The organism is Pantoea sp. y20, from assembly GCF_054903455.1.
Map to the genome: position 1 here is coordinate 2644144 of NZ_CM142816.1, position 15064 is coordinate 2659207.

Sequence of the window (15064 nt, forward strand, 5' to 3'; positions counted from 1 at the left end):
CTGCAGCAAGGCGGCAAGAAAATTCAGCCCCGGTCACATAGTTAACTATGTGACCGGGGGGAATTTTCGCAGCCAACGCCGCTACAGCGTGAAGTATGAAGCGTATTAGCGTTTTTTACGGTTGCGATGCATATCTATTGAAACCGCTGCGACGATGATGATGCCTTTGATGATGTCCTGCACGTAGGCATCGACACCGACAAAGGTGAAGCCGCTCTTGATCAGGCCAAGAATCACCGCACCAATCAGCGTACCGGTGATGCGGCCCACGCCGCCCATCAGGCTGCTGCCGCCGATAACCGCAGCGGCAATGGCATCCAGTTCGTACGCCATCCCCATGCTGGACTGGCCGCTACTAACGCGCGCCGCCAGCACTACACCCGCCAGGCCAGAGAGCGCACCGGCGATGGTGTAGACGATGATCAGGTACTTATTAACGTTGATACCGGACACTTTGGCGGAGGTCATGTTGCCGCCAATCGCGTAGACATATTTGCCGTAGCGGGTGTGTTTCAGTGCGATGTGGAACAGGAACGCCACCACCAGGAAGATAATGACCGGCATCGCGCCCTGGCCGATGGAGGTGAAGCCATCTGACAGGAAGCTAATCGGGTTACCCTGCGTGTAGTACTGCGCCAGACCGCGTGCCGACACCATCATGCCGAGCGTGGCGATGAACGGCGGAATACCGGTTTTGGTGATCAGCACGCCGTTCATTACGCCGCACAGCAGCCCGACGCCAATCCCGGCGACGATGGGAATCACCGCAGGCAGGTTCACCAGCGAGGGATACATCGGCGACAGGCTGTCTGAAGTTTGCGCCAGACTGGCCGCCACCACCGCGGTGAGGGCAATAACCGAACCGGATGACAGGTCAATACCGGTGGTGATGATGACCTGGGTCACGCCCACCGCGATGATACCGATGATCGCCACCTGCAGAATAATCAGCACTAAGCGGTTGGTGTTCATCAGGAAAGATTGGTCACGCACGTACCAACCGGCAATTTCAAAAATCAGGGCAATGCCCACCATCACGACAAAAATCCCGGTGTCTTTTGGCAACTTGTGACGCAAATTGCCAAAGAAAGAACTCTGTTCTGCGGCCTGCGGGGCCGTAATTTTTACGTTACTCATAGGTGTCTCACGCCTCACTCGGATGCCAACGACAAAATGGATTCCTGATTGGCCTCTTCTTTATCGAGGATGCCGGTTATACGTCCGCCGTGCATAACCATCACGCGGTCGCTCATGCCGAGAATTTCTGGCAGTTCGGACGACACCATGATGATGGCCACGCCGCGATTCGCCAGTTCACTGATCAAGCGATAAATCTCTGCTTTTGCCCCCACGTCGATACCGCGCGTGGGTTCGTCAAGAATCAGGATCTTCGGTTGCGCCAGCAGCCAGCGGGCAATCAGCACCTTCTGCTGGTTACCGCCGCTGAGGTTATTGATGATCTGATCCATGGTGGGGGTTTTAATGTTCAGCTTGCGAATTTGATCCATGCAGTCCTGCGCCATTTTGATGTGGCTGACAAAACCGCTTTTATGGGTGTAATCGGGCATGTTGACGATGCTCATGTTCTCCATCACCGACAACACCAGGAACAGCCCCGACTTTTTACGGTCTTCGGTCAGGAACGCCATGCCCTTCTCTATCGCCGTTGACGGCGAATCGATCTTGACCGGCACGCCATCAATCAGGATTTCACCGCTGTCGAAACTCTCCATGCCGAACAGGCTTTCCATCACTTCGCTGCGTCCGGCACCCACCAATCCCGCTACGCCGAGGATTTCGCCCTTGCGCACCGTGAAGTTGATGTCGGTGAAGCGATCTTTGCAGGTGAGATTGCGCACCGTCAGCACATCCCCACCGATTTCACCGTTGAATTTCGGGAACAGCTGGGTTAATTCACGGCCCACCATTTGCGTAATCAGTGACTGACGCGTGTATTCGCTGGTGCTGTTGCTGCCGACCCACGATCCGTCACGGAAAATACTGATCTCATCGGTAATGGTGAAAATCTCATCCATCTTATGGCTGATATAGATGATGGCTTTGCCCTGCTCACGCAGGTCGCGGATGATCGTGAACAGGTGCGCCACTTCGGTTTCCGTCAGTGCGGAGGTCGGTTCATCCATAATCACGATGTCCGAATTCCATGACACCGCTTTCGCGATTTCCACCATCTGCTGCGACGCAATACTCAACTCGCCAACCAGACGATCGGCTTTTAAACGGATATTGAGCTTGTTCAGCAGTTCCTGCGTCTGTTTGTTCAGCTTGCCATGGTCAACAAAGCCGTACTTCATCGGTTCGCGGCCGAGCCAGATATTCTCGGCCACGGTCATGTAAGGCACCAGATTGAGTTCCTGGTGAATCATGGAGATGCCGGAACGCAGCGCATCCATGGTGTCCTGAAACTGCACCGGCTCCCCTTTAATGCGAATGGTGCCCTTATCGGGACGATACATCCCGATAAGGCATTTCATTAAAGTGGATTTGCCCGCGCCATTTTCACCCATCAGGGCATGTACCGACCCCGGTTTAATACGCAGTGAGACATTGTCGAGTGCCTTCACTCCGGGGAAGAACTTGCTGATGCCTTCGGCTTCAAGCGCAAAAGCGGTCATACATCACCTCCGTACGGCTGAGTCGGTTACGGTTTATTTCTGGTTCTGACTGGCGAATTTTTCGTAGTTATCTTTGGTAATCAGCTGGAACGGGATATCGACGACTTTCTGCACTTTCTCGCCGTTAATCAGCTTGACCGCCGTTTGTACCGCGCCTTCGCCCTGACCTTTCGCATCCTGGAAGACCGTGGCGACCATTTTGTCGTTCTTAATCATCTGCAGTGCGTCCGGTGTCCCATCCACACCCGCTACCAGGATGTGATTCGGGTTTTTACCCAGCGCCTGCAGCGCACCGATTGCCATTTCATCGTTGTTAGAGGCAATCGCCTGAATGTCATCGCCCGCGGTCAGCCAGTTACTCACCACGTCCACCGCATCATTACGGGTGAATTTGGCGGTCTGTTTCTGCACAACTTTAATGCCCGGATATTTGGCGACCACCGCTTCCACACCTTTGGTGCGTTCACGGGTGGATTCGTTAGCCAGGTCACCCAGCAGAATCGCCACGTTGCCTTTACCGTTCATCTTTTTAGCCAGCGCTTCCATCTGCAGACGCCCCGCCAGTTCAGAATCCGAACCGACAAACGCCATTTTGTCTTTCAACTCGCCTGCCGGTTTACGGTTGACGAACACCAGCGGCACGCCGGCTTTCGCTGCGGCATCCACCAGCGGTTTCACCGCGTTGGTATCCACTGGGTTAACGATGATGGCGTCAACGCCCTGACCAATGAAGTTCTGCACCTGCTGCAGCTGCTGTGCCACGTCGCCTTTGGCGTCTTCAACCTGGCCTTTGATGTTGTCTTTTTGCATCTCTTTCTGCATTGCGGTGCGCAGAATGGTGAGGAAGTTGTCGTCGAACAGCGCCATAGAAACGCCTACCTGAAGGTCTTTTGCCATCACGGCGGCAGGTAACATGCAAACTAACAGGGAAGTTAATAACGCTTTTTTGAATTTCATAGGTAACCCTTCTTATTCGTTAACATGCTCAGGTTGGCTGAGACCGCGAATGAAAAATATCTTTTACATTCACCCAACGTCGCTGGCGTTTTTTTTGTGGTTGTAGAGGTAAGGCTTCTGGTCTAACGCTATCGGTTTACTGCATCTTTTCTGTGTAACCCGCTACTAATCAGCCAGTTATTTTCGAAATGCCGTTTCAGATGAAGCAACTCATTTCGCCGGTGATGATTAGCAGTTCATTTATTTCATCTAACTTGCATTTGAAACTTTCATCATAAAAGCACTGAAATGATTGTTTTAAAATCGGCAAATAACAAAACTTTGACATGCATCTAACATCTCAAAGGAATTGCGTTTAAAGTGAGATCTTGCTGGCAGTTTAGAATCTGATCATTCAAGGCAGAAAAGCAGCATTCCGCTGCTTTTACGCGCACTTAAACCAAAAGTGTGCAGTCGGGCTTTGACAACGGGGATCGGCATCGCTAATATGCGCCTCGTTCACACGATTCCTCTGTAGTTCAGTCGGTAGAACGGCGGACTGTTAATCCGTATGTCACTGGTTCGAGTCCAGTCAGAGGAGCCAAATTTAGAGAAGCCCGCTTAGGAAACTAAGCGGGCTTTTTGCTTTTTATGCGCCGGGGCGGTCGCTGTTGAGGTGTGGTGGGGCTTCGGTTGTGCTCTCTGAGCAGCGGCCCGCCTTAGCGGGTCATCCCCCGGATCGTCCTGATTCCCCTCTGGTATCGGTTCATGTTCTCCTTTTTGGTTAAATGGCCTGAAAAGGCGGTGTCAGGATCCAGCCGTGAGCTGGCGCAGTTGAGTTTTCTGGTGCAGGTCGAAAAGGCTGCGTGTGTCACTTCCCGCTCTGCGCGGTTAAAGTGGCGCACTGGACTGGTGCAGTGTCTGAAAATTTATTGTTGGTGCAGTTTTACGACCACGCAGCAGGAAAGCCTTGCGGCAATGCAGGCCGCAGTCCGTAAGGTAAAAGGCGCTGAGGGTATAGGTTAGCCAGGAGAATTCCGGCACGGTGCAAATTCAGACCAGCAGGCTGGCGCAGTAAAGGACGTATCGTGTTAAAACTCGGGCCTTCGTCGCGATGTTCTGCGACCCGGTGTTTGCAGAGGTCTGCACCGGTAAACGGATCAAGCGTCCTGATAACAGGCGGTTCTTTCAGGTTGTGAAGCGTTGGGCGCTGTCTACGACAGCATAGAGCAAGGGGGAGACTACGCCAGTGCCGCTGGCGGGGGAAAGGAGAAACTGTTTTTACCTGCAAAAAATTTTTTAATCACTTGTTGTTATAAAAAATGAGGGCGCTGTATGTGACAGCGCCCTCTTTCAGGTTACATAAAAAATATCAGCTTAGAATGGCTTCCAGTCGAGCCAGCACCTCATTCACGACAGCGTCGGGTATACGCTCCAGTCGCTTACCATTTCGGGCTCCCATATCAATGGTTCTGGGCTGGTCGCAGCGGATCACGCCCGTTGTTTTTGTTCCCGCCCCGTCCAGTGAAACGGTGAAACCGGCTTCGCGAGCAAAGTTTCCGCCGCTGGTCACAGGGACAACAACGGGCAACCGGGTGAGCGTGTTAAATGATGCCTTCGATACGATAAGCACCGGACGTTTTCCGCTTTGCTCGTGGCCGGCAATCGGATCCAGTGAAACAAGCCAGATTTCCCCTCTGTCCATTTACAGGATCTCCTTGCCCACCGCAGGCGCATCAATCCATTCCCGATCCTCTTCACTCATTTCGGCGTGCGGATCGCACTGCGCCAGCAGTTCCTCAAGCGAATAACGGGGCCGTTTCTGGGGTTCAATAATCAGGCAGCCATTATCAATAGTCATACCCACTTCGCTGCCCATCGACAGCTCCAGCGTTTTCAGTACGGCGGGGGGAACCGCCAGCATGATGGATCCGCCGACCTTTTTCAGGCGAGTTGTATACATAGAGCACCTCCTGATATTATATTTTAATATAACATCTACAGCAGGCGATGCACAATTATTCATCTGATTCATTGTGATTTCCTTAGCGTAATAAAGCGTGAAGAAAGCCTTAATCCATCGAAGGACAGATCCAGCCGTTTTCAAAGGCGGCGTTGCCGATAAAACGGCGACCATCCTGATACATAAGGCGCTTCTTTCAGGTCATGAAGCATTTTGTACAGGCGGGAGCTTAGTGCGGAACAAGGAAGGCCGATAATAGAAAACTGTTTTTGCAGTTCAAAGGATTATGACGGATCGGATAAACAAAATGCGGCGCAGCTTCCGTAACCTTGCTTGCAGTGACTGAGCTTTAACTTGAAATGGCGCTTCGTATGGCGACCGCCAACCAGATGCGCATAAGCGCGCACCTGGTTTGGGTTAATCGATAGCGTTTGGCAGCTGAGCCAGCTCCAGACTGCTGCGGAAATCGTTGCCGACATAATCGTTATCGATCAGCTGGCGGCGACGCAGTTCTGGCAGCAGGCCGTTGAGCAGCAAATCTTGCTGATCGGGCTGGCCGAGTCCATGCAACGAAATCACATCCAGCACGCCGGCGCGGTAGCGCTGTTCGATGGCATCGGCCAGGGTTTCTGGCGTACCGGCTACAAACCAGTGGCCGGTCTCTTCGGCTTTAATGATCAGCTCGCGCAGGGTTAATCCTTCCAACGCATAGCCACGGAATATGGCGGCGCGCCCCTGACGACGATGCACCTGCGCCAGCTCGGGAATTAACGCGGCGGGCAGCGGTTGGTCGAGCGGCACATCGCGCAGATCCACCTCACCGCCCAGCATATCGGCCACGCGTAATCTGCCCTGTTCATAGTTGATGCGTTCATGCTTATCGCGCAGACGGCGCGCCACATCGGCGTCGCTTTCGCCAATGATGGCGTGGAACGAGTTCATGATCAGTGGCGGATTATGTTCGCGGCCAAAACGTCGCGCCCGCTGCTGCACATCAGCCACGAAGGTTTGCGCGGCATCAAACGTGGGCTGCGAGGTGTAAATCACTTCGGCATAACGTGCGCCGAGCGTGACGCCCGCGTCGGATTGGCCCGCCTGGAACTGCACTGGACGGCGCTGTGGCGGCGGCGGTACGTTAAGCGGTCCCGCCACCTGGAAATAGTCGCCGCGATAGTGAATCGGATGCAGTTTGCTGTGGTCGAGACGAATGCCGCCGCTGGCGGTGCGCTGCACTGCCGCGCGTTCGTTGGCGTCATACAGCGCGTTCATCACTTCAATAAATTCAGTGGCGCGCGCGTAGCGCTCCTGCGGTGGCGGCAGCTGGCTTTCACCGAAGTTCTCCTCACCTACCGATGACGTTACCGCGTTCCAGCCCGCGCGACCGCCGCTGATGTGATCGAGCGTGCCGACCTGACGCGCCAGATTATACGGATGCAGCCAGCTGGTGCTGACGGTAGCGATTAAACCGATGTGCGAAGTGACCTGGCTCAATGCCGCCAGCGCAATCAGCGGATCTTGCGTGCCGGTGGTGCCCGCTAATCCGGCCGCATCGGCCTGCAGCAAATCGGCGGTGAACAGGCCGGTGATTTTTTCGCGCTCGGCAATTTTCGCCAGTTCGATGGCGCGCGTGATGCCCACGCCGGTCTGGCTGTCATTGGCGGCGGAAATCACACTGCTGGCGCCGACCAGCGTTTTCAGTTTTCTGCGATAGGTTTGCGACACAACACTCTCCTTTATGGTTGTCGCGCGAAATCCGCTTTGACATGGTTTAAGGCGTCCGCATCGGTCAGCAGACGTAAGCCGGTGCGAGCCAGCACGCGCGCGCCAATCAGCAGCGCCTGATAGCCGCGCTCAGAGTTGGCCGCTTCACGGAAGGGCACGGTATGGAAAATCAGATCGTCGGGGCCGATTTTCAGCCACGGATGCGCCGTCGGCACCGCGTGGCTGATGTCGCCAGCATCGGTGGAGACTTTGTTTTTCTGCGGCGAGAGATCAACCTGTTCGCCTGCCGCGGTGAACTCTTCCAGCAGCAAGGCATCCAGCGCTGCGTTGAGTTTGAAATCGCGCGGACCAACCTGATGATCAATCTCGACGCGTGCGCCGGTCGCCAGCGCCACGCCTTCAGCAATGGCACGCAGACGCGGCTCAAGGGATTCCACCACTTCGCGGCTGTCCGCGCGGATGTAGTAATGCGCCGAGGCGTATTCCGGGATCACGTTCGGGGCCTGGCCGCCGTTGGTGATAATGCCGTGCACGCGCACGCCATCCGGCAGTTGCTGACGCAACACGCTGATGCCGTTGTAGAGCAGCACCAGCGCATCCAGCGCGTTGATCCCTTCATGCGGCGCGCTGGCGGCGTGCGACGGCTTGCCGTAGAAGTGGAAATAGAGATGGTTATTGGCGAGCGTGGATTCAGTCAGGCGGTTTTTTCCAGAAGGATGCACCATCAGCGCCACGTCGACATCTTTGAGGTAGCCGGCTTCGACAAAGCGCTTTTTCACGTTGCCTTTGGGTCCGCCCGGTCCGGCTAATCCGCCCTCTTCCGCGGGCGTGCCTAACACCACCACGCGCCCGCCGGTTTGATCCAGCACCTGCGATAGCGTGATGGCCGCCGCCACGCTGGTGGTACCAATCAGGTTATGACCGCAGGCGTGACCGATGCCGATCAGCGCGTCATATTCCGCGAGAAAAGCGATGGTGGGGCCCGGTTTGTCGCTGGCCTTCACCGCGTAGAACGCCGTTTCATGTCCGGCGACGTTGCGCGTGACCGCAAAGCCCTCAGCGCTGAGTAGTTGCGTGAGTTGCTCACTGGCAAAATATTCGTTGTTGCCGGTTTCGGGATTTTGGAATATCGCCTGCGATACCTTGAGATAAGCGGCGCTGTGTTGTTCGAGGCTGTTTTCGAGCGTGAGCTGAAGTGGATTCAGCGACATGAGCATTCTCCTTTGGCAAAAAAATGCGCAATAGATTGCGCCGCTACCGTTGATGCACGTATTCGTAGCGGCGCGATTTATCGCGCATCAGTGATAATCAATGGCGCTTATCAATACGCTGCACTAACCGGTCGCCGAGCCACTGAATGCCGCACACCAGCACAATCAGCACCGCGATCACCGCGATCATCACTGAGGTTTCAAAGCGCTGATAGCCATAACGGATCGCCAGATCGCCCAGTCCGCCTGCGCCAATCGCGCCGGCCATCGCCGAAGCACCAATCAGCGCCACCAGCGTAACCACAAACCCCGACAAGATGCCGGGCAGCGCTTCCGGGATCAGCACGTCCCAGACGATACGCAGCTTGCTGGCGCCCATGGCGCGCACCGCATCAATCAGGCCGCGATCGACATCACGCAGCGACACTTCCGCCACGCGCGCAAAGTACGGCGTGGCGGTGATCGACAGCGGCACAATCGCGGCCCAGGTGCCGAGCGAGGTGCCGACCAGAAAACGGGTAAAGGGAATCAACGCCACCAGCAGAATAATGAACGGCAGCGAGCGGAAGCTGTTGATGATCAGGCCCAGCACGCGATTCACGCCGCGATGCTCAGCAATGCCGCCGGGGCTGGTCATCACCAGAATCAGGCCGAGCGGCAAGCCCGCCACCAGCGAAAACAGGCCGGAAATCACCGTCATTAATACCGTTTCACCTAATGCATTGAGTAAAAGATCAATCATGACTGGCGACATAACCCACCCACTCTACTTGAGCCTGCTGCGCGTGCAGCCAGCTGAGAATCTGCTGCTCGTCGGCCACGTTGGCTGCCGGGAGCGCAATAAAGAAACGTACCACCGCGTAGTGCTGGATGTGATCGATGCCGCCCTGCAGCAGGCGGAATTTGCCCGGCAGCGCGCTGGCAAAGCGGGTGAGCAGATCGCCCTGCGCATCGTCACCGGCAAAGTGCACGCTGTAGATGGCATCGCCCTGCTTGTCATCGCTAAGGCGCGCAGCAATATTTTCCGGCAGCTGCGGCAGTAAACCGCGCAGCAGCGTGCGCGTCAGGGCCGATTGCGGATGCGCAAACACCTGCCAAACCGGACCTTGCTCAATGATTTCACCGGCATCAATCACCGCCACGCGATGCGCCACGGATTTGATCACTTCCATCTCATGAGTAATCAGCAAAATGGTGATGCCGAGTTTTTGATTCAGGGATTTGAGCAGCGCCAGAATCGAGCGCGTGGTTTCCGGATCGAGCGCCGAGGTGGCTTCGTCGCACAGCAGCAGCGCCGGGCTGGCCGCCAGCGCTCGGGCAATGCCAACCCGCTGTTTTTGGCCGCCGGATAACGCCGCCGGATAGCTTTGCGCTTTGTCCGCCAATCCCACCAGCGCCAGCAGTTCCGCCACGCGCTGCTGGCGTTGCGCTTTATCCATGCCGGCGATTTTCAACGGCAGCGCGACGTTCTGCGCCACCGTTTTTGCTGATAACAGATTGAAGTGCTGGAACACCATGCCAACGCGGCTGCGCACCGTTTGCAGCTGTTTTTCTGACAGGCCGGTGATGTTACGGCCTTCGATTTCAATGACGCCTTCATCAGGTTGTTCCAGCCCGTTGAGACAGCGGATCAGCGTGGATTTCCCCGCGCCGCTGCGTCCGATCAGGCCAAGGATTTCGCCTTTCTGCACCGTCAACGAGATGTCGCGCAGCGCCTGGGTTTGTCCAAAACGACGTGACACACCTTGCAGGCGCACCACGCTGCCGCTGTCGCGAAACTTCACCTGCGCCTCGTCATGGGCACTTTCCGCCACGCCGCGTTTCACGGCGGTAAAGGGCGTTTCGGCTGCTGAGAATAACGTCATCTTTATCGTTCCTTACCAGGCCGTTTCGCCCGTGCCTTTGTAGACCTTGTCAAACACGGTCTTCACGGCATCGTTCTGATAAGAAGCCACCAGCGTTTTCACCCACGGCGCGCTGACGTTCTCTTTCTTCACCGCAATAAAGTTGTTGTACGGGTTATCTTTTACCGGCTCCTGCGCAATGCGATCTTCGGCGGTCAGGCCACTTTTCAGCGCCCAATCGGTGTTGACGACGGCGGCATCCAGATCAGGAACGGAGCGGCCGATGATGCCGGAATCCAGCTCTTTAATTTTCAGATGATGCGGATTGGCGGTGATATCGGCGGTGGTGGCCGCGATGCCGACGCCCGGCTTCAGTTTGATCAGGCCTTGTTGCTCAAGCAGCACCAGACCGCGCGCTTCGTTAGAGGGATCGTTTGGCACGCCAATCACCGCGCCCTCTTTCAGCGCTTTGGCGCTTTTCACTTTCTTCGAGTAGAGACCAATCGGCCACACGGCGGTATCGCCGACGCGTACGATGTCGTAGTGATTGACCTTGATTTGGTTATTGAGGAACGGCTGATGCTGGAAGGCGTTGGCATCCACTTCGCCGTTTTGCAGCGCTTCGTTCGGCTGGTTGTAATCGTTGAAAATGACGGTTTTCACCGTTAAGCCTTTCGCCGCCGCTTGTTTGATCACTTCGCGCCAGACGTCTTCATCTTCGCCGCTCATAATGCCGACTTTTACCGAGGTTTTGTCCGCCGCGTGCGCGATGGACAGCGGCGACAGCGCCGCGATGGCCAGCAGCAAGGCGCCAGCCGTTAACAGGAATTTATTTTTTACTGCTGACAGACGTGTGTGCATAAAGTGCTTCCTAATCGTTATAATTGCGCGAGTCAAAATTAGCTGTCGTAACGACAGTTGACCGCAGTATACGCAGATGCTTATTCCTGCATTATGATTTATTCAGGAATGCTATTCCTGAAAAGCATAAAGCCGCCGCGCCGCTCGCATCGCCACACGCGAGAAAGGGCTGTGCTATCCTCCCCCTTTTGATGGACTTGTTACTATAAGCGCTATGTCGAACACCACACCTAAACGAAAAAATGACCCTGAAGGGCTTAAGAAGCGCATTCTTGCTGGTGCGCTGAAAATGTTCGCCGAGTTCGGTATGCAGGGCGCGCGGCTGGAGCAGATCGCTGAGCACGCGCATACCACTAAACGCATGGTGGTGTATCACTTCGGCAATAAAGAGCAGCTCTATATTGAGGTGCTGGAGCAGGTGTATCAGGCGATTCGGCAGCATGAAACCGGCCTTAATCTCGCCGAGATGGCACCGGAACTGGCGATGACCAAACTGGTGGAAGCCAGCTTTGATTACCACGTTTCGCACCCGGATTTTATGCGGCTGGTGTGTACCGAAAACCTGCTGCGCGGGCGCTACATCATGCAATCCGAACGCATCAAGGCGCTGAACAAAAGTGCACTCGATGTGCTGGATGACATTCTGACGCGCGGCCAACAGCAAGGGCTGTTTATTGCTGGGCTGGATACCGTGGATGTGCACCGCTTGCTGAGCAGCATTTGTGTGCATCACGTCTCCAATCGCTACACCTTTCACACGCTGTTCACGCCGAACGATAGCGAGGAAGACAGCATCCGTCGCAACCGCCAGTTAGCCGTCACCGCCACGCTGCGTTATGTGCGCAAAGCCTCGTAGGCTGCGGCTGCGCGCTGATGGTCTACGCTTTTAAATTTGGGACCGTCACAGACCACAGACTAAGGAACGCCGTAGTGAACAAAGATCCCCACCTTTATCCCTTACGCCATACGCAGAATACCGACCAGGACAGCGCACTGTGGAACTGGGCGCAAAACTCGGTGGTTGGTCAGCGCAGTCAGTTACATCAGCCGCAAACTGAAGCGGAGTTGCAACAACTGCTGCGCACCGCCAGCGGCAAAGTGCGCGTGCTGGGCAACCGCTTGTCGCCGGGCCGCATGCTGGGCGTTGATGAGCAGGATTTGCTGCTGGATCTCAGCGCGTTCAACGGCGTGATCGCCCATGACGAAGAGAGCGTCACCTTTGCCGCCGGTACGCCGCTGGAGCAGGTTTACAGCACCCTAACCGAGATGGATCGCATGCTGGCCTCGTCGCCGGGGGTGATCGCGGTGCAGACGCTGGCGGGCGCGATGGCCACCGGCACGCACGGCCAGGGTTTAGCACAAAGCTCCATCGCCGATGAAGCGCTGCGCATCCGCATGGTGTTAGCTGACGGTAGCGTGCGTGAATTTGTGCGCGGTGAGCCCGATTTCGCTGCCGCACAGGTTTCGCTCGGCAGCCTGGGCATTGTGACGGCCGTGACGCTGCGCACCCGCCCTTTCCGCCTGTTTACCTGCCACAAATTCGCCGTCTCCGCCGATACGCTGGAGAACGATCTGATCGAATGGAACCAGCAGTATGAGATGAGCAAAGCCTGGTGGTTTGTCGATGACAACCTGATGCACGTGTGGAACGCGCACGAAGCCAGCGCTGAAGATTCGCAGGCATGGCAAGCCAATCAGCGCGAGGTAATTGAGCATGGCGATGACACCGACAGCAGCCTGAATGACACCATCGACCAGACGCTGGCGCAGATGCATCGCGATACGCAGATTCACGGTAAAGGGGGCAAACAGTTCCGCACGGTGACGCGCTTCCGCGATTTCACCGACATCAGCGGCGATATCTATCAGCTATTTTGTCGCGGCATTGCCGTGCCGCAGATCAACGTCGAGATCGGCGTGCCGCTGGAGAAAACGCCGCAGATTATCAGCAAGATCAAAGCGTGGTATGCCGAGAATCACCCGCATATGCACTATCCAATCATTCTGCGCTGTACCGGCGCGTCTGAAGGCTGGCTCAGCCCGGCGTATCAGCACGCCACCTGCTTCTTTGGCTTTGTGGTTTATTACGCTGATGACGGTTCGCTGTCGCAGGATGGCCTGCATTTTCTCACTGAAGTCGAGAAGCTGCTGGCGGCCGAAGGCGGACGTCCGCACTGGGGCAAATATTACGATCCGCAGCGCTATCAGTGGCGCGATATCTATCCGCAGTGGGACGCTTTCCGCGCAGTGCGCGACCAGCTCGATCCACAACGCCGTTTTAGCAATGACTATGTCACTGCTTTGTTTGATTAAGTTTGAAGGGGAGAAACCATGTTTGCATGGGTAACGCTGTTAACGCAGCCGGACTATTTTATTGGCGTGAAGGCGCTGCACCGCTCGCTGAAGCGCAGCGAAACCCGCTGGCCGCTGATTGTGATGGTTACAGACGCCATCGATCTGGAGACGCGTGAAGCGTTGCAGGCTCTGGGCTGCGTGATCCATCCGGTAGATCCGCTGATGCCAAACGCCGAACTGGAGCAGCATTACGCCTCGGCGCAGTTCGGTGAAGTGTGGAGCAAGCTGCGCGCGTGGGAGCTGGTTGATTGTGAGCGCGTAGTATTTCTCGATGCCGACATGCTGGTGCTGCGCAACATGGATGAGCTGTTTACGCTCGATCTGGGCAAGCATGCGCTGGCAGCGTGCCACGCCTGTCGCTGCAATCCCAACAAGATCGCCAGTTATCCCGCCAGCTGGCAGCCAGAGAATTGTCACTATACCTGGCAGGATCGCGGCGAACCGGCACCGTCCACGCTCGATCGCTACCTGAACGGCGGTTTTTTGGTGCTGAAGCCGGATCTGGCGGTGTTTGCGTGGCTGCAGGAGAAAGTGGCGGGCATTACCGATCTGCGCCGCTACCCGTTCTCGGAGCAGGATTTGCTTAATGAAGTGTTCGAGGATCGCTGGCTGCCGCTTTCGTACAAATACAATGCGCTGAAAACCTTGCCGTTCCAGCACAGTAAGACGTGGCGCGAAGATGAAGTGAAGAACCTGCACTTTATTCTGGCGAAGCCGTGGAAACGCGACTTGAATCAGCCTGAATCGGAACGCGACCGCTACTACGCGCTGGATAAGCTATGGTGGGAGTTAGCGGCGGAATAAAAAAAAACAGCGCGATTCGTCGCGCTGTTTCATATGAATTGCCCGTTACTGCGGGCCAGTTCGCCGCGAATGGGTTTCCTACGAAGCTTATGAACGGGTCTTCGCAATGCGCTCAAGCGCGACCTGCGCCAAAAAACCTGAACGGGTTTTGAATTCGGGATGCGTTGCTACGCAGCGGTCAATGCGATCAATCAGCAGTTTTGGCAAGGTTACGTTGATTTTCTCGGACCCGCCCAAAATGCGAGTGACATCCACATCAATAAGTACCCAAACATAACCTGCATATTGCGGATCTTTCATCAACGATTTCAATTCAGAAACCGCCGGGATGTCCTGCTCTAATTCTACCAGCAGCTCCAGATGGCCGATAATCGCCTCTTTGGCATTTGTTACCGCCGCTTCCAGCGTATCTCCAGCAGAAAAACAGCCCGGCAAATCCGGCACCGTGACGCCAAATGCCGTGCTTTGGTCGCCCGCCTCAATCGCGATGGGATAGAACATACGTCACCTCTTTCGAATTAATGGACAGTCAGTCCGGCTTGTTTCCTGATACTTTTCACCGTTTTGATCGGCAAATCCTTTTTGGGGTGCGGTATCGTCACCAGCCCTTTTTTTACCGGATGGACAAAATGGTGATGGCTACCGTTTACTCGTATCAGTTCCCAGCCATCGGCCTTGATCTCGGCCATTAATGATCTGCTATCCATGCCATTGCCTTACCGCGTCCTGAAA

At 55.7% G+C, this 15064-nt stretch carries 15 protein-coding genes and 1 tRNA gene; 4 read left to right on the forward strand and 12 right to left on the reverse strand.

Going from position 1 to position 15064, the window contains the following annotated elements; all coding sequences use genetic code 11:
• Positions 1-105: 105 nt before the first annotated feature.
• From ACYAC5_RS12405 to ACYAC5_RS12415, 3 genes are read right to left on the reverse strand one after another with little or no spacing between them, the layout of a single operon-like run.
• Positions 106-1137, reverse strand: a complete 1032-nt coding sequence (locus ACYAC5_RS12405) for an ABC transporter permease (RefSeq protein WP_101763421.1) — start codon at positions 1135-1137, stop codon at positions 106-108.
• Positions 1138-1151: 14 nt separating this feature from the next.
• Entirely contained in the window at positions 1152-2636 is a 1485-nt protein-coding gene (locus ACYAC5_RS12410) for a sugar ABC transporter ATP-binding protein (RefSeq protein ID WP_101763420.1), read from the reverse strand.
• A 33-nt stretch (positions 2637-2669) separates the two neighbouring features.
• Positions 2670-3593, reverse strand: coding sequence for a sugar ABC transporter substrate-binding protein (locus tag ACYAC5_RS12415; protein WP_101763419.1), 924 nt, complete (start codon positions 3591-3593; stop codon positions 2670-2672).
• Between the two features lie 507 nt (positions 3594-4100).
• On the opposite strand from ACYAC5_RS12415, the gene ACYAC5_RS12420 reads away from it, so the two are divergent.
• Positions 4101-4176: transfer RNA gene (locus tag ACYAC5_RS12420), tRNA-Asn, on the forward strand.
• A gap of 768 nt (positions 4177-4944) precedes the next feature.
• Here the strand turns inward: ACYAC5_RS12420 and ACYAC5_RS12425 are convergent.
• The 7 genes from ACYAC5_RS12425 to ACYAC5_RS12455 form a co-directional block, all read right to left on the reverse strand.
• Entirely contained in the window at positions 4945-5277 is a 333-nt protein-coding gene (locus ACYAC5_RS12425) for a type II toxin-antitoxin system PemK/MazF family toxin (RefSeq protein WP_277973770.1), read from the reverse strand.
• On the reverse strand, positions 5278-5535 hold the full coding sequence (locus ACYAC5_RS12430; RefSeq protein WP_075808466.1) for an AbrB/MazE/SpoVT family DNA-binding domain-containing protein: 258 nt from the start codon (positions 5533-5535) through the stop codon (positions 5278-5280).
• A 417-nt stretch (positions 5536-5952) separates the two neighbouring features.
• On the reverse strand, positions 5953-7257 hold the full coding sequence (locus ACYAC5_RS12435; protein WP_462061837.1) for an NtaA/DmoA family FMN-dependent monooxygenase: 1305 nt from the start codon (positions 7255-7257) through the stop codon (positions 5953-5955).
• 11 nt (positions 7258-7268) lie between these two features.
• Positions 7269-8468, reverse strand: coding sequence for a M20 family metallopeptidase (locus ACYAC5_RS12440; protein WP_462061838.1), 1200 nt, complete (start codon positions 8466-8468; stop codon positions 7269-7271).
• Between the two features lie 97 nt (positions 8469-8565).
• The gene (locus ACYAC5_RS12445; RefSeq protein ID WP_192233454.1) at positions 8566-9222 is read right to left on the reverse strand and encodes a methionine ABC transporter permease; all 657 of its coding nucleotides are present in this window, start codon (positions 9220-9222) and stop codon (positions 8566-8568) included.
• Entirely contained in the window at positions 9203-10333 is a 1131-nt protein-coding gene (locus ACYAC5_RS12450) for a methionine ABC transporter ATP-binding protein (RefSeq protein WP_462061839.1), read from the reverse strand. The genes ACYAC5_RS12445 and ACYAC5_RS12450 overlap by 20 nt, the downstream gene beginning before the upstream one ends.
• Positions 10334-10345: 12 nt before the next feature.
• Positions 10346-11173, reverse strand: a complete 828-nt coding sequence (locus tag ACYAC5_RS12455; RefSeq protein WP_192411560.1) for a MetQ/NlpA family ABC transporter substrate-binding protein — start codon at positions 11171-11173, stop codon at positions 10346-10348.
• 214 nt (positions 11174-11387) lie between these two features.
• On the opposite strand from ACYAC5_RS12455, the gene ACYAC5_RS12460 reads away from it, so the two are divergent.
• The 3 genes from ACYAC5_RS12460 to ACYAC5_RS12470 all read left to right on the forward strand — a co-directional run bounded on the left by ACYAC5_RS12460 (position 11388) and on the right by ACYAC5_RS12470 (position 14332).
• On the forward strand, positions 11388-12029 hold the full coding sequence (locus tag ACYAC5_RS12460) for a TetR family transcriptional regulator (RefSeq protein WP_137386083.1): 642 nt from the start codon (positions 11388-11390) through the stop codon (positions 12027-12029).
• 74 nt (positions 12030-12103) lie between these two features.
• Positions 12104-13486, forward strand: coding sequence for a D-arabinono-1,4-lactone oxidase (locus ACYAC5_RS12465; protein ID WP_192411559.1), 1383 nt, complete (start codon positions 12104-12106; stop codon positions 13484-13486).
• 18 nt (positions 13487-13504) lie between these two features.
• A complete protein-coding gene (locus tag ACYAC5_RS12470) occupies positions 13505-14332 on the forward strand; it encodes a glycosyltransferase family 8 protein (RefSeq protein WP_192411558.1) in 828 nt (275 codons plus the stop codon).
• An 87-nt stretch (positions 14333-14419) separates the two neighbouring features.
• Here ACYAC5_RS12470 and ACYAC5_RS12475 read toward each other — a convergent pair whose 3' ends face one another.
• On the reverse strand, positions 14420-14833 hold the full coding sequence (locus ACYAC5_RS12475; protein ID WP_101763410.1) for a type II toxin-antitoxin system HicB family antitoxin: 414 nt from the start codon (positions 14831-14833) through the stop codon (positions 14420-14422).
• 17 nt (positions 14834-14850) lie between these two features.
• The gene (locus ACYAC5_RS12480) at positions 14851-15039 is read right to left on the reverse strand and encodes a type II toxin-antitoxin system HicA family toxin (protein WP_007891008.1); all 189 of its coding nucleotides are present in this window, start codon (positions 15037-15039) and stop codon (positions 14851-14853) included.
• Between the last annotated feature and the right edge of the window lie 25 nt (positions 15040-15064).